Here is a 24387-nt window from a genome sequence, read left to right on the forward strand (position 1 = left end):
TCTCAATGGTTATTCAATTACCGTTACACGTCCCTGTTCCACATGAAACATCCTACTGGGAGGCGTGTGTAACGAATCGACTATTGCAGCAGGATCAATGGCGGTCACAAAAACTTGTGCTCCGGTATCCGTTAACTGCTTAAGCAATAGCTGCCTATGCTGTGCATCCAACTCGGACGGAAGATCGTCCACAAGATAAATACTGTTTTTATCTATTTGTTGTTTGAGCAACTTTCCCTGTGCAATACGCAGTGCACAGACTAATAATTTCAATTGACCACGGGACAGGGCATCCTGCGCCGGCAAAGTGCCTACACGAAGTCTAAGGTCAGCTTTATGGGGACCGCTGACGGTATGACCTGTGGCCAAATCTCTGGAATATTGGTTTTCGAGTAGTTCTGCAAAATCCGTTTTACTATCCCAGCCGCGCGTAAATGAAACCTTCACATCTACACTCGGTAAAAACTCCCCGATTATACCCTTAAGTAGCTCATTTAACGAGTCTACATAATGGTTTCGTATTTCGGTGACCTGCTCGGCATAGCGCACAAACTCTTGGTCCCAAAATTGAATATGACTGTAAGCTGAGCCGTTCCTAAGTAATTGATTTCTTTGCTTAAGAATGCGACGAACATTCGTCCAAGCGCCATAAAACTGTGGGTCAGCATGAAATGCGCCCCAATCGATAAATTGTCGACGGGATTTTGGGCCTTCAAACAGTAAAGAAAAGCTTTCAGGTGTGATCACTTGAATAGGTAAAGCTTCGGCTAAGGTCGACAGACGTTTGACTTTTTCGCCGTCGATTTTCACTTCCGTCTCACCATTGCGAAATCGGCGTAAACCAATTTTACTGTCACCGCGCGCTAAATTTAAAGTCGCAAATAGCGTTAATTTATCGTCATCGTGATTAATCACTCGTTGGGATAAATGGCTTCGAAACGAGCGCCCCATACCGAGGAAATAAATGGCCTCTAAAATACTGGTTTTTCCGCTGCCATTTTGACCATAAATCACGTTAATCCCAGGTGCGGGGATTAACTGTGCGGACTGAATGTTGCGAAACGCTTCGATATTGAGACGGGTCAGGCTCATGCATTACTCATTAAGCCGCGTAAACGGCGTAGGCAAGGATTCATAGCACTTAACGAGCAACTCAATCGCTGCCACAGGCTAAGACTATCGGTAAATGAGTGAAAGAATGGCCAATGCTGTGCATTTAACACTGTGCCGCCGTTAAGCGGCATAGACATCGAAGACAGAGGTACAGACACGGGTAACGTAAAAATCGATGGTTTATAAGCGCATCGGCATAACCACATACATGGAATCTTCTTCCAAATGGTTTTCGATTAGGGCGCTGGAGTTACCATCAATGAGCGTGATACGCACATCATCGGACTTAAGGTTGTTGAGCACGTCCAGTAAGTAACTGACGTTAAAACCAATTTCTAAGGCCTGATTGTTGTATTCCACATCAATGATTTCTTCCGCTTCTTCCTGTTCAGGATTATTAGCGGTGATCTTGAGCAAACCATTTTCGAGTTGAATACGCACACCACGGAATTTTTCATTGGATAAAATAGAAGCCCGCGTCAGCGCTTGCTTCAAGTGATTACGACTCGCAATCACAATTTTATCACCGCCCTTTGGCAATACACGGCGATAATCAGGGAAGCGACCATCGACTAATTTACTGGTAAATACTGTGTTAGCCGTGGTGGCACGAATAGCATTATCACCAATAGCAATGGTGATATCGAGATCGTCAGACTCCAATAAGCGCGCCATTTCAATTACGCCTTTACGGGGCACAATGACTTGTTTTTCTGGTAATTGTGCTTCAATCGTACGATGACTTAAGGCTAAACGATGGCCGTCGGTCGCTATCGCACGCAACACATTACCTTCAGTTTCAAACAATAAACCGTTGAGGTAATAGCGTACATCTTGGTTAGCCATCGAAAACTGCGTCGAGTCGATAATCGACTTCAACACGCCCTGCTTCAAGCTAAATTCAATCTCAGCTTGGAAGGCTTCAACGTTAGGGTATTCTTCTGCGGGCAAAGTCGCTAAGGAAAAACGGCTACGGCCTGAGCGCAGCAACCATTTATTATCTTGTTGTTCGACTTTCAGTTCGCTTTGTTCTGGCAAAGACTTAACAATATCGAGCAGTTTCTTCGCTGGAACCGTAGTACGACCTTCTTCGATATCACCGTGAACCACAGCTTGGCCCACGAGTTCGACTTCTAAATCTGTACCAGTCAGCTTAAGTGAGTGACCACTTACTTCTACAAGGAGGTTAGACAAAATGGGCAAGTTATGGCGTCTTTCTACCGCACCACACACCAATTGCAACGGCTTTAATAGGGCATCCCTATCAATTGAGAATTTCATCGTGTCCAAATTCCTTGTTTTAAGAAGATAAGGTTCTAATCAAATTAGCATAATCTTCTTTAATGTCGTGGCTCTCTTCCCGTAGCTGAGCAATCTTACGACAGGCATGCAACACTGTGGTGTGATCTCTACCACCAAAAGCATCACCAATTTCCGGCAAGCTTTGGTTAGTTAATTCTTTGGATAACGCCATTGCCACTTGCCTTGGGCGCGCGACACTGCGTGAACGACGCTTAGACAACATATCAGCCATCTTGATCTTGTAGTATTCAGCTACGGTTTTCTGAATATTGTCTATAGTGACTAATTTTTCTTGAAGTGCCAAGAGGTCACGTAAGGCTTCACGAACAAAATCAATAGTAATTGGCCGACCAGTGAAGTTAGCGTTGGCGATAACGCGGTTTAACGCCCCTTCGAGCTCACGCACGTTTGAACGTAAACGCTTAGCAATAAAGAAAGCCACTTCATCGGGCAAATTAATGCCGCTCTCTTGAGCTTTACGCATCAAGATCGCTACGCGGGTCTCTAACTCTGGTGGCTCAATAGCCACAGTTAAACCCCAACCGAAACGCGATTTCAATCTGTCTTCAACACCGTCGATCTCTTTTGGATAACGATCTGAAGTCAAAATAATTTGGTGATTCCCTTCAAGTAACGCATTGAAGGTATGAAAGAATTCTTCTTGGGATCTGTCTTTATTGGCAAAAAATTGAATATCATCAATAAACAAGGCATCGACGCTACGGTAGTAACGTTTAAATTCTTCGATCGCATTGTTTTGCAGCGCTTTAACCATGTCCTGGACAAAACGCTCGGAATGCATGTAAACCACTTTGGCATTAGGATTATTTTTAATGATCCCGTTACCAACAGCGTGCAACAAGTGAGTCTTACCTAGACCTGTTCCGCCATATAAAAATAGTGGGTTATAAGCACCACCCGGATTTTCAGCCACTTGTAACGCCGCAGCTTTACCTAATTGGTTAGACTTACCTTCTACGAAGTTATCAAACTGGTAGCTCGGATTAATGTTACTGCGGTGATTCGCGTTCGCCATAGGCTCGGCTTGGACATTAAACGTCGTGCCTACCGTCGCTTTAGTTTGGGTATTCGCTACACGAGTTGGCGCAATCGGTGCTGGAACACTAGGCTTTTTCGCCGAAGGACGACTACCTATATCGAAACGCAATTTAGGCGCGTCGCTACCCATTTGCTCAGTAAAGAACTGATTAATGATATTGATGTACTTATCTCTGACCCAATCAAGCACGAAGCGGTTGGGCGCATAAAGCACCAGAGTATCTCCATCCATTTCGGCTTGTAACGGTCTGATCCACATACTGAACTGCTGAGCAGAAAGCTCATCTTGCAGTCGTCCGATACATTGTTGCCAAAGTGAAACAGCCACTTAGTTATCCCCAAAAGATCATCAAAAAAGAGGTGTATTCTATAGCGAGATCTCAAGGATCGCTATCCTTAAAAAATATTTATCCCCAGCGAGATCATTCTATGTGGATATCCTCGATCATCAAAGATCCAAAACGATCCTTTTATTCAGCACTAACCGCAAATCCTGCTTTATTAAGCGATCCACATTGATCTATAATGGCGCCCCTTCGATCGGCTCGAAGATCCCCTGCACTACTACATGTAGTGTCCGTACACAGAGTTATCCACATCTTATGGTGTATTCTGGGGGTTGATCTAAGGATACGCTGGCAGAAATAAAGCACTTACTTACTTTCGTTGTTGACGTGACTAAGTATTGTGATTACAATTCGGCCTCTTTTTTGCCCTTACCTCTATCCTAGAGATAAGGATATGTTCACTAATAACAAAGACGGATTGCCATCATGAGTAAACGTACTTTTCAACCTAGCAACCTGAAGCGCAAGCGTTCTCACGGCTTCCGCGCTCGTATGGCTACTGTAGGCGGCCGTAAGGTGCTTGCACGTCGTCGTGCGAAAGGTCGCGCTCGTTTATCTGCTTAATAAGTGGGTAACTAGTTGACTAGCTATACCTTTTCGCGGGAGTTACGTTTGTTAACTCCCGCGCAATTTAAATCTGTATTTTCCAATCCCATCAAAGCATCTTCTGCTGAAATTACCTTGCTCGCTATTCCTAACACGGAACAACATCCGCGTATGGGCCTTACTGTTGCTAAACGCTATGTAAAACGCGCCAATCAACGTAACCGTATTAAGCGCGTGATCAGAGATAGTTTTCGCTTAAATCAACACGACATTCCTCATCTTGATATTGTTGTGCTTGTCAGAAATGGCGTGATGGAAATGGAAAACGCTGAAATCAACAAATTGATAGAAAAGCTATGGCGCAAACTCAGTCGCCGCTACAATGGCTAGCGACCACGTTAATTCGTGGCTATCAAGTATTCATAAGCCCTATACTGGGCCCTCGATGCCGTTTCAATCCCACCTGCTCTCACTACGCTATTGAAGCAATAAAAGTGCATGGAACCGCGAAAGGTTGTTGGTTTGCATTGAAACGCATATTAAAATGTCACCCTTTACATCCCGGCGGTAGTGATCCCGTCCCCCCTAAAAATGATAGGTGTAATAAATAGGCTATGGAATCTCAACGCAATATATTGCTCATAGGACTACTGTTTGTCAGCTTTTTGCTGTGGCAACAGTGGCAAGCAGACAAAGCTCCTAAACCCGTTGCAACCGAATCGTCCTTAGTGGCGAACGCGGCAAGCTCGCACAGTGCCGATGTTCCAGAAGCTGATACAGGTGTTCCTGCTGCTGCAGTTACTGCAAACAGCAAACTGATTACGGTAAAAACAGATCAGTTAGACATTCAGATCAATCCAGTGGGTGGTGACATCGTTTTTGCTGCGTTAGTTTCGCACAAAAAAGAACTAGAGAAAGATCAACCATTCGTATTGCTTGAGCAAACGAATGATTTCACTTATATCGCTCAAAGCGGCCTAATTGGTCGCGATGGTATCGATAGCAGCGCAAAAGGCCGTGCCGCATTTAGCACAACGGCAACTGAATATACCTTAGCCGAAGGCCAAGATACCTTAGAAGTACCGTTAACTTATATCGCTGACAATGGTGTGACTTACACTAAAGTGTTCGTATTCCATCGCGGTAAGTTCAACATAGATGTTGACTATAAAATCAACAACACTTCAGCAGCACCGCTGCAAGTTCAGATGTACGGTCAGATTAAACAAACGATCAAGCCATCTGAAAGCAGCATGATGATGCCTACCTATCGTGGTGGTGCGTTCTCAACGAATGATGTGCGCTATGAAAAATACAACTTTGACGACATGGCCAAAAGTAACCTGAACCAAGCCACTTTAGGCGGTTGGGCAGCCATGTTACAACACTATTTCGTTTCAGCTTGGGTGCCACCCGCAACTGACAGTAACACCATTTTTTCTAGTGTCAGTGCTGGCGGTCTAGCTAATATTGGTTTCCGCGGCGCGGTATACGATATTGCACCTGGTGCCAGCCAAGAAATTAGCTCACAGTTCTATGTAGGTCCTAAGGATCAAGCGGCACTGTCAGCGATTTCTGAAACCCTAAATCTAGTGGTCGATTACGGTTTCTTATGGTGGTTAGCGGTTCCTATTCACTGGTTATTGATGTTCTATCAATCATTCGTCGGTAACTGGGGTGTGGCAATTATTCTGATCACATTAACCGTTCGTGGTTTACTGTTCCCGCTGACAAAAGCGCAGTACACCTCAATGGCTAAGATGCGTAACCTGCAACCTAAGCTGACAGATTTGAAAGAACGCTTTGGTGATGACCGTCAAAAGATGGGTCAAGCCATGATGGAACTGTATAAGAAAGAAAAAGTTAACCCTATGGGTGGCTGTTTACCTATTATTTTACAGATGCCAATCTTCATTGCCTTATACTGGGTATTGCTAGAAAGCTTCGAATTACGTCATGCACCATTTATGCTGTGGATCCACGATTTATCAGTACAAGATCCTTACTACATACTGCCGCTGCTGATGGGCGTCTCTATGTTTGTAATGCAGAAGATGCAACCAATTGCGCCGACAATGGATCCAATGCAAGTGAAAATGATGCAATGGATGCCAGTAATCTTTACCGTATTCTTCCTGTGGTTCCCATCGGGTCTAGTACTGTACTGGTTAGTAGGTAACATAGTTGCCATCACGCAGCAGAAGATTATTTATGCAGGTCTTGAGAAAAAAGGCTTAAAATAAGCCCTACCTTTAGCAAAGCATAAAGTGAAAATAATACTAAAGGCGGCTTAATTAGCCGCCTTTTCCTTTACATGATTTGGTAGATATTAGTTTGGTGGGTATTTCCGTGACAACTGACACTATCGTGGCTCAAGCCACCGCGCCCGGACGTGGCGGCGTTGGCATCATCCGAATTTCAGGCAACAAGGCCAGTGATGTGGCTATGGCCGTATTGGGTCATCTTCCTAAAACGAGATATGCCGATTATTGCGACTTTAAAAGTGCAACAGGCCAAGTAATCGACCAAGGCATAGCGCTGTTTTTTAAAGGCCCCAATTCCTTTACTGGCGAAGATGTATTGGAACTTCAAGGCCACGGCGGCCAAATCGTTCTAGACATGCTGATCAAACGTGTAATGGAAGTCGGTGGTATTCGAATAGCCAAACCCGGTGAGTTCAGCGAACAAGCCTTTATGAACGATAAGCTAGACTTGACCCAAGCCGAAGCGATTGCCGATCTTATCGATGCCACCAGTGAGCAAGCGGCTAAAAGTGCGCTGCAATCACTCCAGGGTGAATTTTCTAAGGAAGTCCATGAGCTGGTGGATCAAGTCACTAACCTACGTTTATATGTAGAAGCTGCGATTGATTTCCCCGATGAAGAAGTCGACTTTTTAAGTGATGGCAAAATTGCCAATGCACTCTATAAAATCATCGACAAACTTGACCTAGTGCAAGCCAGTGCTAAACAAGGTTCTATCATCCGCGAAGGCATGAAAGTCGTGATCGCGGGTCGTCCTAACGCCGGAAAATCCAGCTTATTAAACGCCTTAGCCGGTAAAGAATCGGCTATTGTTACCGAAATTGCTGGTACAACACGGGATGTATTACGTGAGCACATCCACTTAGATGGCATGCCGCTGCACATTATCGATACCGCAGGCCTACGTGATACGACAGATACCGTTGAACAAATTGGCATAGAACGCGCTTGGAATGAAATAAACAATGCCGATCGGGTGTTATTTATGGTTGATGGCACCACCACAGCCGCCGTTAATCCCCATGATATTTGGCCTGACTTTGTCGATCGCCTGCCCTCAAATTTAGGTGTAACAGTGATCCGCAATAAAGCCGATCTCACTGGCGAAGACTTAATGATGACCGAAGAACAAGGTTATAGTGTTTACCGGATCTCGGCCAAAACGGGCTTAGGTGTTGAACAGTTAAAGCAGCATTTAAAATCACTCATGGGCTACCAGAGTAACCTCGAAGGTGGCTTTATCGCCCGGCGTCGTCACTTAGAAGCCCTTGAACTAGCCGCAAGCCATCTGCAATTGGGTAAAGAACAATTAGAAGTGTATCTAGCAGGAGAACTGCTGGCAGAAGAGTTACGCATGTGCCAATTAGCACTATCAGAAATCACTGGCCGCTTCACCTCAGATGATCTCTTAGGCAAAATTTTTAGCTCTTTCTGTATCGGAAAATAACTAACCTTAATATTATTTCCATATAAATCAGCCCATACAATATGGGCTGATTTTTTATCTACAACTGAATATTTCCACTCATCGACTAACTCATGATTCGACGTGGCGGTAATTATCTTGCATTTGATAGGATCTTGCATAAAGCGCAAACATCAATGCTGCCAAGATGGCAAAACCTGCGAAGAAAAACATCTGAAATGCGGTAATACTGATCCCCGTCTGGGCAATTTGTTCCGTCACTACCGGACTTTTCACACTGACGTTCGCTAGTAGCACCCATAAGTTACCGACGGTCACCGATAAGGTCCAAAAACTCATAATAGTGCCTTTCATGGCTTTAGGCGCTTGGCTGTAGGCAAACTCTAGCCCAGTGGCAGAGACTAATACTTCACCAAAGGTGAGCAAAGCATAGGGCACAATCTGCCAAAATATTGATAATACCGAGCCGCCATCCATCACCAATTGAATGCTACCAACGACTATCCAACTCACGCCCGTGATGGCAATCCCAGCCCCCATTTTACGCAAAGCAGTTAACTTTATCCCCATGCGCTCAATCGCCGGATATAACACAAAGTTATTAAATGGGATCAATAACATAACTAATAATGGGTTTAAAGCTTGCATCATGGCGGGTTCAAACCAATCCGGTTTAGACATATCATTTGCTTGCAGTATCCATGTGGACGCTTTCTGATCGAACAAAGACCAAAAAGGAGTCACTAACGCAAATAAGATTAAGATCCGTAGTACTGAGCGTACCCCATCAACGGCGATATCCGGATGGATCCCCCTAGCGCGTTCGAGTTGCAATGAAGCCCCTGCGCCAACAAATCCCATCACTAGCACTAACGCACAACACAAACCAGCAACGATACCTAAGGTTGGAATATTCACTAAGGCATACGCTGCAGAAATTATCCCAACTAAAGCTAACACTAAACCTATGTTGGCTTGACCAGCGATTTTAGTGAGCAATGCGGTACGAATAACGGGTAAAAAACCATGGGGATTTTTCGGTTCGGGTGGCATATGCACATAACGTTTGCGGCCTAACCAGAAGAACACAGTTGCAATAAACATTAAGACACCAGGGATCCCAAATGCGACCGCAGCACCATAATATTTCAATAGTAATGGCATAGATAACGAGGCGAAGAAGGAGCCAAAGTTAATCGTAAAATAAAACAGATCAAACGCTTTCTGCGCCAATGTTTTATTGGTTTGATCAAATTGATCCCCCATAAAGGAAGAAACCAAGGGCTTAATCCCACCCGATCCGAGCGCAATTAAAAATAATCCCGTATAAAACCCTTGAATACTGTGTTCAAAAATAGCGAGAAACGCATGGCCAACACAGTAAATTAAACTTAACCATAAGATAGTATTGTATTTACCGAAAAAACGATCGGCAATCCAACCACCGAGTAACGGGAAAAAGTACACTCCAATGACAAAGGAATGGAACACATCCTTAGCCATAGTTCCGCGCAGTTCTTCTGGAATAGACAACAAAAGTGCTGTCATCAAGAATGGGGTAAGAATATTCCGCATACCGTAAAAGCTAAAACGTTCACAAGCTTCACTGGCTATGATGTAAGGAATTTGCCGTGGCCACTGGGGCGCATTTACGGGTGTTGTCATGGATCATCCTATTATAATTATTTGATTTTAAATGAAATTAACTTTTTAAATATATTAATTATGTATCAAGAAGCTAAAGGTAACATGTAAGCGAAACCAACCTTATATAAAGGATGCAAAAACTGCAAAAATCACGTATTGCTTCTGTGGTCCTATCCACATTTCCTTTATGATGAACATAATAATAGCCATTCAGCTATCTATTTAATTGAAATTAGTTTTAAAAACAACAACACACTGAGAAATCATAATGGCAAAGATTGAAGTAATCGTTGGTACAACATTGGGCAGTGCAGAGTATGTTGCCGACGAAATGATGGCCCAGTTAACGGAGCAAGGACACCAAGTTCAAGTTCATTTAACCCCAACATTGTGCGAAATAGACACCCATGCACTGTGGATTATCGTGTCATCAACTCATGGAGCTGGTGATCTTCCAGATAATATTCAGCCTTTTTTCAACGAAATTACCGAGCAAAAACCGGATCTCAGCCAAGTAAACTTTGCCTTATGTGCAATTGGTGACTCAAGTTACGATACCTTTTGCCAAGGCCCAGAAAAATTAATTTCGGCCATTCAAGACTGCGATGCAAAAGCCTTTGTGGATAAGATCCAGATCGATGTACAGCTTGATCCTGTGCCGGAAGACCCAGCCCTTGCATGGTTAGTACAATGGCAACAGGACATTTAAGATCGCTTATTGGATAAGGTCCCGATCTATGTACAGTTTAGATCCTATTTATCCACAATTTACTTATTTAAAGTATAAACATGTGGATAAGCTATTATTTAGATCTGATCAACCTCTGTACTATTCACAGTCCGATCTGCTTAATGATCCGCCTTGTGGATAAGTAGGCGATCTATCCCCATGTTTAATGACGTTAGATCGCGATCAGATCACAGGATCAAGATCGCGCTAATTAATGATTTATATCATGAATTTGGGTTATGCACAGAAAAACGCGATCCTAATAGTAAACATAATAAGAAGATCTATATAAAGATCTTAAGATCTATTAGTCCGGATCATCTCGATCGAACAGCGTAAAATGATCATTCACCTAAGACGAAGCAAATGCTAAAATGCTCGGCTCGTACTGAGTCTCTTAGCAATTGAAGGTAGTGGCATGCATTTTCATGAACGGTTTGATGTTATTGTTGTTGGTGGTGGTCATGCCGGAACTGAAGCCGCGTTGGCAGCAGCAAGAATGGGATCAAAAACATTATTACTAACGCACAATATCGATACGTTAGGACAAATGTCATGTAATCCAGCGATCGGTGGCATAGGCAAAGGCCATTTAGTGAAAGAAATTGACGCCTTAGGTGGTGCAATGGCAATCGCAACCGATTATGCAGGGATCCAATTTAGAACCTTAAATTCAAGTAAAGGCCCAGCAGTACGAGCAACACGAGCACAGGCTGACCGTGCACTGTATCGTCAAAAAATCCAAAATATATTACAAAACCAACCTAACTTACGTATTTTCCAACAAGCAGTAGATGACTTAATTGTTGAAAATCATCAAGTAGTTGGTGTAGTTACCCAAATGGGTTTAGCTTTTGAATCTCCAGCTGTTGTATTAACAACAGGTACATTCTTAAGCGGCAAAATTCATATAGGCTTAGAAAACTACAGCGGTGGCCGTGCAGGCGATCCACCAGCGATTGCTTTAGCAAATCGATTACGTGAATTACCGATCCGAGTCGGCCGTTTAAAAACAGGTACACCGCCACGTATCGATGCAAACACGATCGATTTTTCTCAAATGGCTGAACAGAAAGGCGATTCTCCGTTACCTGTCATGTCATTTATGGGGGATATCAGTCATCATCCAAAACAGATTTCTTGCTGGATCACTCACACCAATGAAAAAACCCATGAAATTATTCGTGGTGGTTTAGACAGAAGCCCTATGTATTCAGGCGTCATCGAAGGTATTGGTCCACGTTATTGCCCATCGATTGAAGACAAGATCCACCGCTTTGCGGATAAATCTTCGCATCAGATCTTCATCGAACCAGAAGGTTTAAATACCAATGAGATCTATCCTAACGGGATCTCTACTAGTTTACCTTTCGATGTACAGTTGAATTTAGTACGTTCGATCAAAGGCATGGAAAACGCAGAAATCATGCGTCCAGGTTATGCGATCGAATACGATTACTTCGATCCAAGAGATCTGAAAAACTCATTAGAAACCAAAGCGATCAACGGTTTATTCTTCGCAGGCCAAATAAACGGCACTACAGGTTATGAAGAAGCTGGTGCTCAAGGTTTATTAGCAGGCATGAATGCCTCACTGCAAGTACAAGGCAAAGAAGCCTGGTGTCCACGCCGTGACGAAGCATATCTTGGAGTACTAGTTGACGATTTATCAACTCTGGGTACCAAAGAACCGTACCGCATGTTTACTAGCCGTGCCGAATACCGTTTGTTACTCCGTGAAGATAACGCTGATATTCGCTTAACGGCAAAAGGCCGCGAATTAGGTTTAGTTGACGACACTCGCTGGGCGGCATTTAGTGAGAAGTTAGAATCGATCGAACTTGAGTTACAACGTTTGCGCGCTCAATGGGTGCATCCAAATTCACCTTTGATCCATGCGTTAAACCCACACTTGAATACGCCGATCTCTCGCGAAGCATCATTTGAAGAATTACTGCGTCGTCCAGAAATGGATTACAGCAAGTTGATGCAGATCGAAGGTTTTGGTCCAGGGCTTGAAGATCCACTGGCGGCTGAGCAAGTTCAGATCCAAGTTAAGTATTCTGGTTATATTCAACGTCAGCAGGAAGAGATCAACAAAGCTGTGCGTAATGAGAACACAGGTTTACCTTTGACGCTCGATTACAAAGAAGTACCAGGCTTATCGAATGAAGTGATTGCTAAGTTAAATAACCACAAACCAGAAACCATAGGTCAAGCGTCACGGATCTCTGGCATTACCCCTGCGGCTATTTCAATTTTGTTAGTTCACCTCAAAAAGCGTGGCTTATTACGTAAGAGTGCGTAAAAGCTAGCTTAATCGCTGCTTAGGTCATAGAAGGGAAGCATTCAGGCTTCCCTTCATCGTTTTCGGGCTTCATAATAGCCTTCGCGTTCATAATCGTATCTTTGTTGAGGTTGCTCAGTGTTATCTGCCCAGTTAGAGGCTTATTTAGCCGAAATTAATTTGCCCGCAACCGTCGAGCAGAAAAAACAACTAATTGATTTTGTTGGTATGCTCAACAAATGGAATAAAGCCTATAACCTGACATCGGTGAGAGATCCCGAAGCTATGCTGATCCGTCATATCATGGACAGTTTAGTGGTTTCAAAACACCTGCAAGGTAAACGTTTTATCGATGTAGGCACTGGACCGGGTTTACCTGGGATCCCGTTAGCCATTATGAACCCCGATAAACAATTTGTGTTATTGGACAGCTTAGGTAAACGTATTCGTTTTCAAAAACAAGTGTCCTTTGAATTAGGCATACATAACATCAGCTCAGTTGAAAGCCGCGTAGAAGCTTATCAACCGGAGGATAAATTCGACGGCGTATTAAGTCGTGCATTTGCCTCAATCCAAGATATGCTGACTTGGTGCCATCATCTCCCCGCCGAACATGGACAGTTTTATGCACTTAAAGGCCAGTTGAATGATGAAGAGATGCAACATATTCCAAGTGGATTTGTGGTGAAAGAAGTTATCGAGCTTAAGGTGCCTAAACTCGATGAAAAAAGACATTTATTGAAGATAATCAAAGAATAACAGGCTTAAAAGTGATAAATAAATCATTTATAAGCAAGGGCAATAAACCAGCATTTACATACAGGGTGATATTGTGGGTAAAGTGATTGCCGTGGCTAACCAGAAAGGTGGCGTAGGAAAAACAACTACTTGCGTTAACCTCGCCGCTTCGTTAGCAGCAACAAAACGTAAAGTATTATTGATCGATCTCGATCCTCAAGGTAATGCCACCATGGGGAGCGGTGTCGATAAGTATGACGTAGCTAATACAGCCTATGAATTATTGGTTGAAGAAAAATCCTTCGACGAGATCGTCATTAAAAACACTGCGGGTAAGTATGATTTGATCGCCAGTAATGGCGATGTCACTGCGGCAGAAATCAAATTGATGGAGTTTTTTGCCCGAGAGATCCGTTTGCGTAACGCGCTCGCACCGATCAAAGATCAATACGATTATATCTTTATCGACTGCCCTCCTTCATTGAACATGTTGACCGTAAACGCTATGTCAGCGGCCGACTCTGTACTCGTGCCTATGCAGTGTGAATATTACGCCCTCGAAGGCTTAACAGCGCTGATTGATACCATCACTAAGCTTGCTGCTATGGTTAATCCTGGACTTGGCATCGAAGGCATTTTACGTACTATGTATGATCCGCGTAATCGTTTGTCTAATGATGTGTCCGATCAGCTAAAACAACATTTTGGTGACAAAGTCTATCGTACCGTTATCCCACGTAATGTGAGACTAGCAGAAGCACCAAGTTTTGGAGCGCCTGCTATGTATTACGATAAATCGAGTGCTGGCGCTAAGGCGTATCTAGCGCTTGCGGGTGAAATGATCCGTCGTTCAGAACAACAAACTCAGGCTAAGCAAGCGTAAAGGATCACCATGACGTTGAAAAAAAGAGGATTAGGCAAAGGGTTAGATGCCCTACTGAGTAACAGTCATGCCGCCAGTAAAAAGCACACTGACGAAGCTGATGTTATCGATAAAAAAGAAGAGCTTATCCATCTCGATTTAGACTTATTACAGCCAGGTAAGTATCAACCTCGTAAAGACATGTCCCCCGAAGCGTTGGAAGAACTGGCACACTCTATCCGCAATCAAGGCATTATTCAGCCTATCGTTGTGAGACAAGTGACGAATAACATGTATGAGATCATTGCGGGTGAACGTCGTTGGCGTGCTGCGCAACTTGCTGGCTTGAATAAAATCCCCTGCATAGTAAAGCAAGTACCTGATGAAGCCGCTGTTGCTATTGCTTTGATTGAAAACATCCAGCGTGAAGACTTAAATGCCATGGAAGAAGCCATTGCATTGCAACGTTTAATGCAAGAGTTTGAACTGACTCACCAACAGGTTGCCGATGTTGTGGGAAAATCCAGAGCGAGTGTATCTAACTTGTTACGTTTAAACGGCTTAAATGAGCCGGTTAAGCGTCTACTTGAGTATGGCGACATTGATATGGGTCATGCTCGCGCTTTGTTGGCAATTGAGGGAGAAGAACAAACAAATCTTGCGAGATTAGTGGCCGCTAAGGAATTAACCGTTCGCGAAACTGAACGATTAATTAATCAAACCTTAAATCCGCCTAAACAAGCCGAAACTACGACTAAAGATCAAGATGTTTGTCGTTTAGAGCAGCAGTTAATTGAAAGATTAGGTGCCAAGGTTTCGATCGCTCATAGCAGTAAGGGCACGGGTAAAATTGTAATTAACTATCAGAATCTGGCTGAATTAGACGGAATTCTTAGTAAAATTCATTAATGTCTGTAGATTAATAGTTTTTAATGTAAATTTGTGACAGATGCTAATCTTACATTTTAACTCGTTTGGCGCGAGATCACGTTAAAAGTGTTGTTTTTCCTTATCTCAAAGTTGCAATGAAGGCGTGAAAAGGTATACTTTCGCAAGCTTTTTGTGCATCGACATAAATACGGGTATTTGTCATCCGGTCATCGAAACAAAAAGTATGAATGCGGAGAGGATGAATTGAGTAAGGTTTTAGCGCGTCGTGGCCGGTGGTCAGCCTATAAATTGGTGATGATGCAGGCGGCGGTCGCTGGGGGTGCTTCAATTCTCTTTTTCGCCGTGTGGGGAGTTCAGTTTGGCTATTCTGCATTAGCAGGTGGTTCAATCGCTGTGCTCCCTAATTTTGTATTCGCAACCCTCGCTTTCTCCCACACGGGAGCAAGTTCAGCTGCAAAAGTCATAAAGACTTTTTACTGGGGGGAAGCGGTAAAGTTGCTGTTAACCATCGCAATGTTTTCGTTTGTATTTATCAATATTAAGGTCGCTTTTATGCCGCTTTTTGTTTGTTATGTGCTGACGCTAATCGTGCATTGGACAGCTCCTTTATACTTCAAGCAAAGTTAAGTGGGATGAATCATGGCTGCAACTGGTGAAGCGTTAACACCGCAGGGCTATATCCAACATCACCTTACCAACTTAAGTGTTGGTGAAGGCTTTTGGACATGGCACATTGATTCGTTGTTCTTTTCGGTTGGTCTTGGTGTTCTGTTCCTGTGGATTTTCCGCAGCGTTGGTAAAAAAGCGACTTCCGGTGTTCCTAGCAAACTGCAATGTTTTGTTGAGATTATCGTCGAGTTCGTAAATAACAGCGTGAAAGAAAGTTTTCATGGTCGCAATGCTCTGATCGCACCTTTAGCTCTGACCATTTTTGTATGGGTATTCATGATGAACTTCATGGATATGATCCCTGTAGATTGGCTGCCTCACGCAGCAAGTTTAATGGGTATTCCATATCTTAAAGCGGTTCCGACGACTGACGTTAACATTACCTTTAGCTTAGCTATCGGTGTGTTCGTGCTGATTATTTTTTACAGCATTAAGGTCAAAGGTGTGTCTGGGTTTGTTAAAGAATTGACACTACAGCCCTTTAACCATAAGGCAATGATACCCGTCAACCTCCTATTAGAGACTGTTACTTTGATTGCTAAGCCAATTTCATTGGCATTGCGACTCTTTGGTAACTTGTACGCAGGTGAGTTGATCTTCATCCTTATTGCGCTGATGTATGGTACCAACTTGTTATTATCTACCCTAGGTGTGACTCTGCAACTGGGCTGGTTAATATTCCACATTTTGGTTATCACGCTGCAGGCGTTTATCTTCATGATGTTGACCATTGTTTATTTAAGCATGGCGCATGAAGATCATTAAGGATTGCTGAAGAAATTTTAAACTAAATCATCAACTAATATAGATTTAGATACTGGAGATACAGATGGAAACGATTTTAGGCATGACAGCTATCGCTGTTGCTCTGCTGATTGGTATGGGTGCTCTTGGTACTGCAATCGGTTTCGGCTTATTAGGCGGTAAGTTCTTGGAAGGCGCTGCGCGTCAACCAGAAATGGCTCCTATGCTACAAGTTAAAATGTTCATCGTAGCGGGTCTTCTTGACGCCGTAACTATGATCGGTGTTGGTATCGCATTATTTATGCTATTTACCAACCCACTGGGTGCAATGCTGTAAAAAACGCTTCTGTCTTAACTCTAAATAGGAGGCTGTTGTGAATTTCAACGCTACCCTAATCGGTCAGACGGTCGCCTTTATCATCTTCGTGTGGTTTTGCATGAAGTTTGTATGGCCCCCTTTGATGAATGCCATCGAAGAGCGCCAAAAAAGGATTGCTGACGGTCTAGCTGATGCTGATCGTGCGGTAAAAGACCTGGAGTTGGCACAAGCGAAAGCGACTGACCAACTAAAAGAAGCCAAGGTAACGGCTAATGAAATTATTGAGCAAGCTAACAAGCGTAAAGCTCAAATAGTTGAAGAAGCCAAAACCGAAGCAGACGCTGAGCGTGCTAAAATCATCGCTCAGGGTAAAGCAGAAATTGAAGCTGAACGTAATCGCGTCAAAGAGGATCTGCGTAAGCAGGTTGCTACTCTTGCCATCATGGGTGCTGAGAAGATCCTTGAGCGTTCTATTGATCCAGCCGCCCACAGTGACATAGTTAATAAACTAGTCGCTGAAATTTGATAAGGGAGTTGAGTTATGGCTGAATTAACCACCATCGCTCGCCCTTACGCAAAGGCAGCTTTTGACTTTGCTATTGAACAAGATGCAGTGGATTCTTGGGCTGAAATGCTCACGTTTGCCGCATTGGTGAGTGAAAACGAAACCATGCAACCACTGTTAGCTGGCTCTTTAGCCAGCACTAAGCTCGCAGCACTCTTTATTAGTGTGTGTGGTGAGCAAGTCAATGTGCAAGGTCAGAACCTGATAAAGGTAATGGCTGAAAACGGTCGCTTAAAGGTGCTACCTGCTGTATCTCAGTTATTTACTGAATACCGTAATGAGTGGGCAAAAGAAGTAGAAGCCGATGTGGTTTCTGCAACTGAGCTGAGCTCTGAACAACAACAGCAGATTAGTATTTCTTTAGAGAAACGTCTCGCACGCAAAGTTAAGCTGAATTGTAGCACTGACGCCGCGCTCATCGCCGGTGTAATCATTAAGACAGGAGACCTAGTCATCGATGGCTCGGTCCGCGGTAAGTTATCGCGTCTGTCTGATAAGCTGCAGTCGTAATTGGGAGTTTGAGCATGCAACTGAATTCCACTGAAATCAGCGATCTGATTAAGCAGCGGATCGAGCAGTTCGAAGTCGTTAGCGAATCTCGTAACGAAGGTACTATCGTTGCGGTAAGTGACGGCATCATCCGCATCCACGGCCTAGCCGACGTGATGCAAGGTGAGATGATCGAACTGCCTGGTAACCGTTTTGCAATCGCGTTGAACCTTGAACGTGATTCTGTCGGTGCCGTAGTAATGGGTCCTTATGCTGATTTAGCAGAAGGCGTAAAAGTGAAAACGACTGGCCGTATTCTGGAAGTTCCAGTTGGCCGCGGTCTTCTTGGCCGCGTTGTTAACACTCTAGGTGAGCCAATTGACGGTAAAGGACCTATCGATAACGATGGTTTTTCGCCAATTGAAGTTATCGCACCAGGTGTTATTGAACGTCAGTCTGTTGATCAACCAGTTCAAACTGGTTACAAAGCCGTTGATGCCATGATCCCTATCGGTCGTGGTCAACGTGAATTGATCATTGGCGACCGTCAAACTGGTAAAACAGCAATGGCGATCGACGCAATCATCAACCAGAAAAATTCTGGCATTAAATGTGTGTACGTCGCGATTGGCCAAAAGGCTTCTACTATCGCTAACGTAGTACGCAAGCTAGAAGAACACGGTGCTTTAGCTAACACTATCGTTGTTGTTGCAACTGCTTCTGAAGCCGCTGCTCTACAATACTTAGCGCCATATTCTGGTTGTTCTATGGGTGAATACTTCCGTGACCGCGGTGAAGATTCTTTGATCGTATACGATGATTTGTCTAAGCAAGCAGTTGCTTATCGTCAAATTTCGTTACTGCTCAAGCGTCCACCTGGCCGTGAAGCTTACCCAGGTGACGTATTCTATCTACACTCACGTTTATTAGAGCGTGCATCACGCGTTAACGCGATTTATGTAGAGAAGTTCACTAAAGGTGCAGTAACTGGCAAAACTGGTTCTTTAACCGCGCTGCCGATTATTGAAACGCAAGCGGGTGACGTTTCTGCATTCGTACCGACCAACGTAATTTCTATTACCGATGGTCAGATCTTCCTTGAGACCGATCTGTTTAACTCTGGCCTACGTCCAGCGGTTAACCCAGGTATTTCTGTTTCTCGTGTTGGTGGTGCGGCTCAGACTAAGATCATCAAGAAACTGTCTGGTGGTATTCGTACCGCACTAGCACAGTATCGTGAGCTTGCTGCGTTCTCGCAATTTGCATCTGATCTTGACGATGCAACACGTGCTCAGCTTGAGCATGGTGTGCGTGTTACCGAACTGATGAAGCAAAAGCAATATGCTCCTATGAGCGTAGCCGCTCAAGCTGTGTCTATTTTCTCAGCTGAAAAAGGTTACCTGAAGAGTGTTGAGCTGAATAAGGTCGGTAATTTCGAAGCCGCTCTGCTCTCGTTCATGAACAGCGAGCATGCTCCTTTAATGAAGCTTATCAATGATACTGGCGATTATAGCGCTGATATCGAAGCTGAATTAAAAGCTGGCCTCGACAAGTTCGTAGCAACCCAAACCTGGTAACAATGATAGAGGTGTCTTAAGACACCTCAGGTCCAGATTGGAGAGTAGAGATGGCCGGCGCTAAAGAGATTAAAACCAAGATCGCGAGTGTGAAAAACACTCAGAAGATCACGTCCGCCATGGAAATGGTGGCAGCCAGCAAAATGCGCAGAGCGCAGGAACGCATGGCTGCGAGCCGTCCATATGCGGAAAGCATGCGTAAGGTGATCGGTCACGTCGCGCAAGGTTCTCTCGAGTATAAACACCCCTATTTGGAGGTGAGAGAGGCTAAGCGGGTTGGTTACATTGTTGTAGCAACCGACCGTGGCCTTTGTGGTGGTCTGAACGTTAACCTTTTCAAAAAGGTTATTGCAGACGTGAAAAGCTGGAAAGCCCAAGGTGCAGAATTTGAATTTTGCCCTATCGGTGCACGTAGTGTGCAGTTTTTCAAAAACTTCGGTGGACAAGTGTCTGCTCACGCTTCAGGTTTAGGCGATGCTCCAAAGCTCGCTGACTTGATCGGGACAGTCGGTGTCATGCTAGAAGCTTACAACGAAGGCAAGCTGGATCGTCTGTACGTGGTATTTAACAAATTTGTGAATACTATGACGCAGACTCCTGTGATCGAGCAGCTGCTACCTTTGCCTAAATCAGAAGATGATGAAACTGCTCATCGTTGGGATTATATCTACGAGCCAGATCCAAAAGCACTTTTGGATACTTTATTGGTCCGTTATGTAGAATCTCAGGTTTACCAAGGTGTTGTTGAAAACATTGCCTCTGAACAAGCTGCCCGTATGGTGGCAATGAAGTCGGCAACAGACAACGCGGGTGAGCTTATCAACGACTTGCAACTGGTCTATAACAAGGCCCGTCAGGCTGCGATTACGCAGGAACTGTCGGAAATTGTTTCTGGTGCCTCTGCGGTTTAGGTTAGGTAACGAATACAAGTTTTAGAGGATTAATCATGAGCACAGGTACTGTTGTCCAAGTGATTGGCGCGGTTGTGGACGTAGAGTTCCCACAAGATGCCGTACCTCAAGTATATGACGCTCTGAAAATCGTAGGTGAAGGCCCGTGTAATGGTTTGGTGCTGGAAGTTCAGCAACAGCTAGGTGGTGGTGTAGTTCGTACCATCGCTATGGGTTCTTCTGACGGTCTGCGTCGTGGTCTTGAAGTAGTAAACTCAGGTTCACCTATTACTGTTCCAGTTGGTACCGCCACTCTTGGCCGTATCATGAACGTATTAGGCGAGCCTATTGATGAAGCGGGTCCAATCGGTGAAGAAGAGCGTTATGTTATTCACCGTACAGCTCCTTCATACGAAGATCAATCAAGCTCTACTGAACTGTTAGAGACTGGCATCAAGGTTATCGACCTTGTTTGTCCATTCGCTAAGGGCGGTAAAGTCGGTTTGTTCGGTGGTGCGGGTGTTGGTAAAACAGTTAACATGATGGAACTGATTAACAACATCGCTAAAGCCCACTCGGGTCTTTCTGTATTCGCCGGTGTAGGTGAACGTACTCGTGAAGGTAACGACTTCTACTACGAGATGAAAGATTCTGGCGTTCTCGACAAAGTGGCCATGGTTTATGGTCAGATGAACGAGCCTCCAGGTAACCGTTTGCGTGTTGCACTGTCTGGTCTGACTATGGCAGAGAAGTTCCGTGACGAAGGTCGTGACGTACTGTTGTTCGTTGACAACATCTACCGTTATACCTTAGCCGGTACTGAAGTATCTGCACTGTTAGGTCGTATGCCTTCTGCGGTAGGTTATCAACCAACATTGGCTGAAGAGATGGGCGTTCTGCAAGAGCGTATCACTTCAACTAAGACGGGTTCTATTACTTCTGTACAAGCGGTATACGTACCTGCGGATGACTTGACCGATCCGTCACCAGCAACAACCTTCGCTCACTTAGATGCGACTGTTGTACTGTCACGTCAAATTGCTTCTCTGGGTATTTACCCAGCGGTTGACCCATTGGATTCGACTTCACGTCAATTAGATCCATTGGTTGTTGGCCAAGAGCATTATGACGTTGCTAACGGCGTGCAAACTGTACTGCAACGTTACAAAGAGCTGAAAGACATTATTGCGATTCTGGGTATGGACGAATTGTCTGATGAAGACAAGACTGTCGTATTCCGTGCTCGTAAGATTGAGCGTTTCTTATCTCAGCCTTTCTTCGTAGCAGAAGTCTTTACTGGATCTCCTGGTAAGTACGTTTCTCTGAAAGACACTATCCGTGGCTTTAAGGGTATTTTGAACGGTGAGTTTGATCACCTGCCAGAACAAGCGTTCTACATGGTTGGCTCAATCGATGAAGTCATCGAGAAAGCGAACAAAAAGAAATAACTAAGTATTCATACTTAGTTTTTTAAGGAGAACGGGATGGCAGCCATGACAGTACATCTTGATATTGTAAGCGCAGAGAGCAAAATCTTCTCTGGTCGTGTAGCTTCGCTGCAAGTGACTGGTTCTGAAGGTGAGTTGGGCATAATGCATGGCCACGCTCCTTTGCTTAGTTATATCAAACCTGGCATGGCGCGCATCGTCAAGCAAGACGGCAGTGAAGAAGTGTTTTACCTTTCAGGTGGTATTCTGGAAGTGCAGCCTTCTTCTGTCTCCGTATTGGCTGATGTGGTTATGCGTGCCAAAGATATTGATGAGCAAGCGGCATTAGAAGCTAAGCGTCGTGCAGAAGCCCATATGGCAACTGCTGGCGCTGACTTCAATTATGACGCGGCTATGGTTGAGTTAGCTAAGGCTATGGCTCAATTACGTGTTGTTGAAACCATCAAGAAAAACATTGCCAGATAAGGTTATTGTTTGTGAAAAAAGGCGACCATAAGGTCGCCTTTTTTGTGTCTAAAAATGGGATAGATTGGCATTCTTGCATGTCTTTGATTGATTAGCATCGCTATCTACTTCGCTTTTCGATGTGCTTTCCGTTAAAATTGCGCCACTAATACCAATCGTATTAAATATCTGTTCATTCAGCGGGAGTTCAACGCGCTTTAGACAAGGCGAAGGCTTGAAGGCATAGTGGTGCTCTGTCGAAAGCCTTGAACGCAGTATGAAGCGCGTTGAAACCCGCCCTTTGGGAGCCTCACAGGCATCCCACTCCCGTGTTGCATTGACTTAAAAGGGAATAACCATTTCTGCGTCAATGCGCCTTGGATTGAGATGCCTGTGAGGCTCTGAACTGATTAGATATTTAATGTGATTGGTATACGACCGTAATTTTTCACCCTCTTGGGTATTTGTTCAAGGATATGGTAATGGCATTAAATGTAGTGATCTTAGCGGCTGGCAAGGGAACACGGATGCGCTCTGATCTTCCTAAGGTATTACATCCCATCGCCCATAAGAGCATGGTGCAACATGTCATCGATACCGCTAATAAAGTTGGCAGTGACTCTATTCAGTTAGTCTATGGTTATGGTGCCGACAAGCTACAAGCCTGTTTGGGTGAGCAGCAACTTAACTGGGTATTGCAAGCCGAGCAATTAGGCACAGGTCATGCGGTTGCACAGGCTAGCCCACATATAGCCGACAGCGATACAGTGCTTATTCTTTATGGCGATGTGCCGTTGATCCAAACATCGACTCTCGAAGCCTTACTCGCCGCCCGTCCTGAAAATGGCGTTGCTATTTTAACAGTGAATTTAGCGAATCCTATGGGTTATGGCCGTATTGTCCGTGAGCAAGGAAAAGTCATTGGAATTATTGAGCAAAAAGATGCGACAGCAGAACAGTTGCTGATCAACGAAATTAACACCGGCATCATGGCGGTTCCGGGTAAACAACTTAAAACTTGGTTGAGCCGTTTATCGAACAATAATGCTCAAGGCGAATATTATCTAACGGATATTATTGCTATGGCGCACGCTGATGGCGTTGCCATTGATACTGCTCAGCCACAATCGGCCATTGAAGTCGAAGGCGCCAATAATCGCGTGCAATTAGCGCAACTTGAACGTGCTTACCAAGCTCGTGAAGCCGAAAAGCTCATGTTGGCGGGGGCGAACCTTCGCGACCCAAGCCGTATCGATATCCGTGGTGAAGTCACTGTTGGTATGGATGTGATGATCGATATCAACGTGATATTCGAAGGCAAAGTGACCTTGGGTAATAATGTCACTATTGGCGCAGGCGCGATTTTAATTGATTGCGAGATTGCCGATGATGCTGAGATCAAGCCTTACTCTATTATCGAAGGTGCTACGCTTGGCGTTGCTGCCAGTGCTGGCCCATTTGCACGTTTACGTCCCGGCGCAGAGCTTAAGCAAGATGCACATATAGGCAACTTTGTTGAAGTGAAAAAAGCGGTGATTGGCGTTGGATCCAAAGCTGGACACTTAGCCTATTTAGGCGATGCCATCATTGGTGATGGCGTCAACATTGGTGCTGGTACTATTACCTGCAACTATGATGGCGCGAATAAGCATCTTACTGTTATTGAAGATAACGTCTTTGTCGGCTCTGACACTCAGTTGGTAGCACCTGTAACTATCGGTAAAGGCGCAACCTTAGGCGCTGGCTCAACCATTACCCGTGATGTGGGTGAGAATGAGTTAGTGATCACTCGTGTTAAACAAAAACACCTTACTGGTTGGCAACGTCCAGTGAAAATTAAAAAGTAAGTTTTAAAACTCAACTTAATGTCAAAAAAGCGGCCATGTGCCGCTTTTATTTTTATTGTGTTCAATGTGTTACACTAAAAAGCCTTTTTATTAAGTAATGCTTAATAATTAAGATTTTCTTCATGTTTTTGTGGTATGGGCAAATTGTTGGTTTTTAAGTTAATTTGATCACTATCACACTCA

At 44.3% G+C, this 24387-nt stretch carries 26 protein-coding genes; 20 read left to right on the plus strand and 6 right to left on the minus strand.

The features are described from left to right. Positions 1-9: 9 nt before the first annotated feature. The 4 genes from recF to dnaA are packed head-to-tail and all read right to left on the minus strand — an operon-like array spanning position 10 to position 3802. Positions 10-1092 carry a DNA replication/repair protein RecF gene (recF, locus tag L5M29_RS19200; protein ID WP_263169508.1) on the minus strand — a complete coding sequence of 361 codons (1083 nt, stop codon included), beginning with the start codon at positions 1090-1092 and terminating at the stop codon, positions 10-12. Then, entirely contained in the window at positions 1089-1319 is a 231-nt protein-coding gene (locus L5M29_RS19205; RefSeq protein ID WP_263169510.1) for a hypothetical protein, read from the minus strand. The genes recF and L5M29_RS19205 overlap by 4 nt, the downstream gene beginning before the upstream one ends. After that, positions 1294-2394: a DNA polymerase III subunit beta gene (gene dnaN, locus L5M29_RS19210; RefSeq protein WP_105250803.1), complete on the minus strand. Its 1101-nt coding sequence runs from the start codon at positions 2392-2394 to the stop codon at positions 1294-1296. Before dnaN ends, L5M29_RS19205 begins: the two co-directional genes overlap by 26 nt. Before the next feature lie 19 nt (positions 2395-2413). Then, positions 2414-3802 (minus strand): chromosomal replication initiator protein DnaA, encoded by a 1389-nt coding sequence (dnaA, locus tag L5M29_RS19215; protein WP_006083826.1) that lies wholly within the window; start codon positions 3800-3802, stop codon positions 2414-2416. Positions 3803-4247: 445 nt separating this feature from the next. Between dnaA and rpmH the strand changes: the two genes are divergently transcribed. The 5 genes from rpmH to mnmE all read left to right on the plus strand — a co-directional run bounded on the left by rpmH (position 4248) and on the right by mnmE (position 8078). After that, positions 4248-4385 (plus strand): 50S ribosomal protein L34, encoded by a 138-nt coding sequence (gene rpmH, locus L5M29_RS19220; RefSeq protein ID WP_006083827.1) that lies wholly within the window; start codon positions 4248-4250, stop codon positions 4383-4385. A 15-nt stretch (positions 4386-4400) separates the two neighbouring features. After that, positions 4401-4757 (plus strand): ribonuclease P protein component, encoded by a 357-nt coding sequence (rnpA, locus tag L5M29_RS19225; protein ID WP_105250802.1) that lies wholly within the window; start codon positions 4401-4403, stop codon positions 4755-4757. Further along, entirely contained in the window at positions 4724-4978 is a 255-nt protein-coding gene (yidD, locus tag L5M29_RS19230; RefSeq protein ID WP_006083829.1) for a membrane protein insertion efficiency factor YidD, read from the plus strand. The genes rnpA and yidD overlap by 34 nt, the downstream gene beginning before the upstream one ends. 3 nt (positions 4979-4981) lie before the next feature. After that, positions 4982-6610: a membrane protein insertase YidC gene (yidC, locus tag L5M29_RS19235; RefSeq protein ID WP_105250801.1), complete on the plus strand. Its 1629-nt coding sequence runs from the start codon at positions 4982-4984 to the stop codon at positions 6608-6610. Between the two features lie 106 nt (positions 6611-6716). After that, positions 6717-8078, plus strand: coding sequence for a tRNA uridine-5-carboxymethylaminomethyl(34) synthesis GTPase MnmE (gene mnmE / locus L5M29_RS19240; protein ID WP_263169512.1), 1362 nt, complete (start codon positions 6717-6719; stop codon positions 8076-8078). A 90-nt stretch (positions 8079-8168) separates the two neighbouring features. Here mnmE and L5M29_RS19245 read toward each other — a convergent pair whose 3' ends face one another. Continuing rightward, positions 8169-9722, minus strand: a complete 1554-nt coding sequence (locus L5M29_RS19245) for an oligopeptide:H+ symporter (RefSeq protein ID WP_263169514.1) — start codon at positions 9720-9722, stop codon at positions 8169-8171. 250 nt (positions 9723-9972) lie between these two features. Between L5M29_RS19245 and mioC the strand changes: the two genes are divergently transcribed. The 14 genes from mioC (at position 9973) to L5M29_RS19315 (ending at position 22378) form a co-directional block, all read left to right on the plus strand. After that, positions 9973-10413: an FMN-binding protein MioC gene (gene mioC, locus L5M29_RS19250; RefSeq protein WP_219235712.1), complete on the plus strand. Its 441-nt coding sequence runs from the start codon at positions 9973-9975 to the stop codon at positions 10411-10413. Between the two features lie 439 nt (positions 10414-10852). Continuing rightward, entirely contained in the window at positions 10853-12742 is a 1890-nt protein-coding gene (gene mnmG / locus L5M29_RS19255) for a tRNA uridine-5-carboxymethylaminomethyl(34) synthesis enzyme MnmG (RefSeq protein ID WP_263169516.1), read from the plus strand. A gap of 117 nt (positions 12743-12859) precedes the next feature. Continuing rightward, a complete protein-coding gene (rsmG, locus tag L5M29_RS19260; RefSeq protein WP_113941418.1) occupies positions 12860-13480 on the plus strand; it encodes a 16S rRNA (guanine(527)-N(7))-methyltransferase RsmG in 621 nt (206 codons plus the stop codon). Between the two features lie 73 nt (positions 13481-13553). Then, positions 13554-14342 (plus strand): ParA family protein, encoded by a 789-nt coding sequence (locus tag L5M29_RS19265; protein ID WP_105250796.1) that lies wholly within the window; start codon positions 13554-13556, stop codon positions 14340-14342. Between the two features lie 9 nt (positions 14343-14351). Continuing rightward, complete coding sequence (locus tag L5M29_RS19270; protein ID WP_263169517.1) at positions 14352-15230, plus strand: ParB/RepB/Spo0J family partition protein; 879 nt, start codon at positions 14352-14354, stop codon at positions 15228-15230. A gap of 225 nt (positions 15231-15455) precedes the next feature. Next, positions 15456-15839: an ATP synthase subunit I gene (locus L5M29_RS19275; RefSeq protein WP_126493379.1), complete on the plus strand. Its 384-nt coding sequence runs from the start codon at positions 15456-15458 to the stop codon at positions 15837-15839. 12 nt (positions 15840-15851) lie between these two features. Continuing rightward, positions 15852-16646, plus strand: coding sequence for a F0F1 ATP synthase subunit A (gene atpB / locus L5M29_RS19280; RefSeq protein WP_263169521.1), 795 nt, complete (start codon positions 15852-15854; stop codon positions 16644-16646). 64 nt (positions 16647-16710) lie between these two features. Continuing rightward, the gene (gene atpE / locus L5M29_RS19285; RefSeq protein ID WP_006083840.1) at positions 16711-16962 is read left to right on the plus strand and encodes a F0F1 ATP synthase subunit C; all 252 of its coding nucleotides are present in this window, start codon (positions 16711-16713) and stop codon (positions 16960-16962) included. A 37-nt stretch (positions 16963-16999) separates the two neighbouring features. Continuing rightward, on the plus strand, positions 17000-17470 hold the full coding sequence (atpF, locus tag L5M29_RS19290; RefSeq protein WP_006083841.1) for a F0F1 ATP synthase subunit B: 471 nt from the start codon (positions 17000-17002) through the stop codon (positions 17468-17470). Between the two features lie 15 nt (positions 17471-17485). Further along, positions 17486-18019, plus strand: coding sequence for a F0F1 ATP synthase subunit delta (gene atpH / locus L5M29_RS19295; RefSeq protein ID WP_006083842.1), 534 nt, complete (start codon positions 17486-17488; stop codon positions 18017-18019). 14 nt (positions 18020-18033) lie between these two features. After that, positions 18034-19575 (plus strand): F0F1 ATP synthase subunit alpha, encoded by a 1542-nt coding sequence (atpA, locus tag L5M29_RS19300; RefSeq protein WP_168827626.1) that lies wholly within the window; start codon positions 18034-18036, stop codon positions 19573-19575. Between the two features lie 50 nt (positions 19576-19625). Continuing rightward, a complete protein-coding gene (gene atpG / locus L5M29_RS19305) occupies positions 19626-20486 on the plus strand; it encodes a F0F1 ATP synthase subunit gamma (protein WP_006084762.1) in 861 nt (286 codons plus the stop codon). A 35-nt stretch (positions 20487-20521) separates the two neighbouring features. Continuing rightward, the gene (gene atpD / locus L5M29_RS19310; RefSeq protein ID WP_105250791.1) at positions 20522-21913 is read left to right on the plus strand and encodes a F0F1 ATP synthase subunit beta; all 1392 of its coding nucleotides are present in this window, start codon (positions 20522-20524) and stop codon (positions 21911-21913) included. 36 nt (positions 21914-21949) lie between these two features. Then, the gene (locus L5M29_RS19315; RefSeq protein ID WP_105250790.1) at positions 21950-22378 is read left to right on the plus strand and encodes a F0F1 ATP synthase subunit epsilon; all 429 of its coding nucleotides are present in this window, start codon (positions 21950-21952) and stop codon (positions 22376-22378) included. A gap of 48 nt (positions 22379-22426) precedes the next feature. On the opposite strand, the gene L5M29_RS19320 is transcribed toward L5M29_RS19315, so the two are convergent. Next, positions 22427-22636, minus strand: a complete 210-nt coding sequence (locus L5M29_RS19320; RefSeq protein ID WP_263164836.1) for a hypothetical protein — start codon at positions 22634-22636, stop codon at positions 22427-22429. A gap of 203 nt (positions 22637-22839) precedes the next feature. Between L5M29_RS19320 and glmU the strand changes: the two genes are divergently transcribed. Then, positions 22840-24204, plus strand: coding sequence for a bifunctional UDP-N-acetylglucosamine diphosphorylase/glucosamine-1-phosphate N-acetyltransferase GlmU (gene glmU, locus L5M29_RS19325; RefSeq protein WP_113941420.1), 1365 nt, complete (start codon positions 22840-22842; stop codon positions 24202-24204). Positions 24205-24387: the final 183 nt, after the last annotated feature.

It is taken from the genome of Shewanella sp. SM95 (assembly GCF_025653595.1).
GTDB classification, from domain to species: domain Bacteria; phylum Pseudomonadota; class Gammaproteobacteria; order Enterobacterales; family Shewanellaceae; genus Shewanella; species Shewanella oncorhynchi.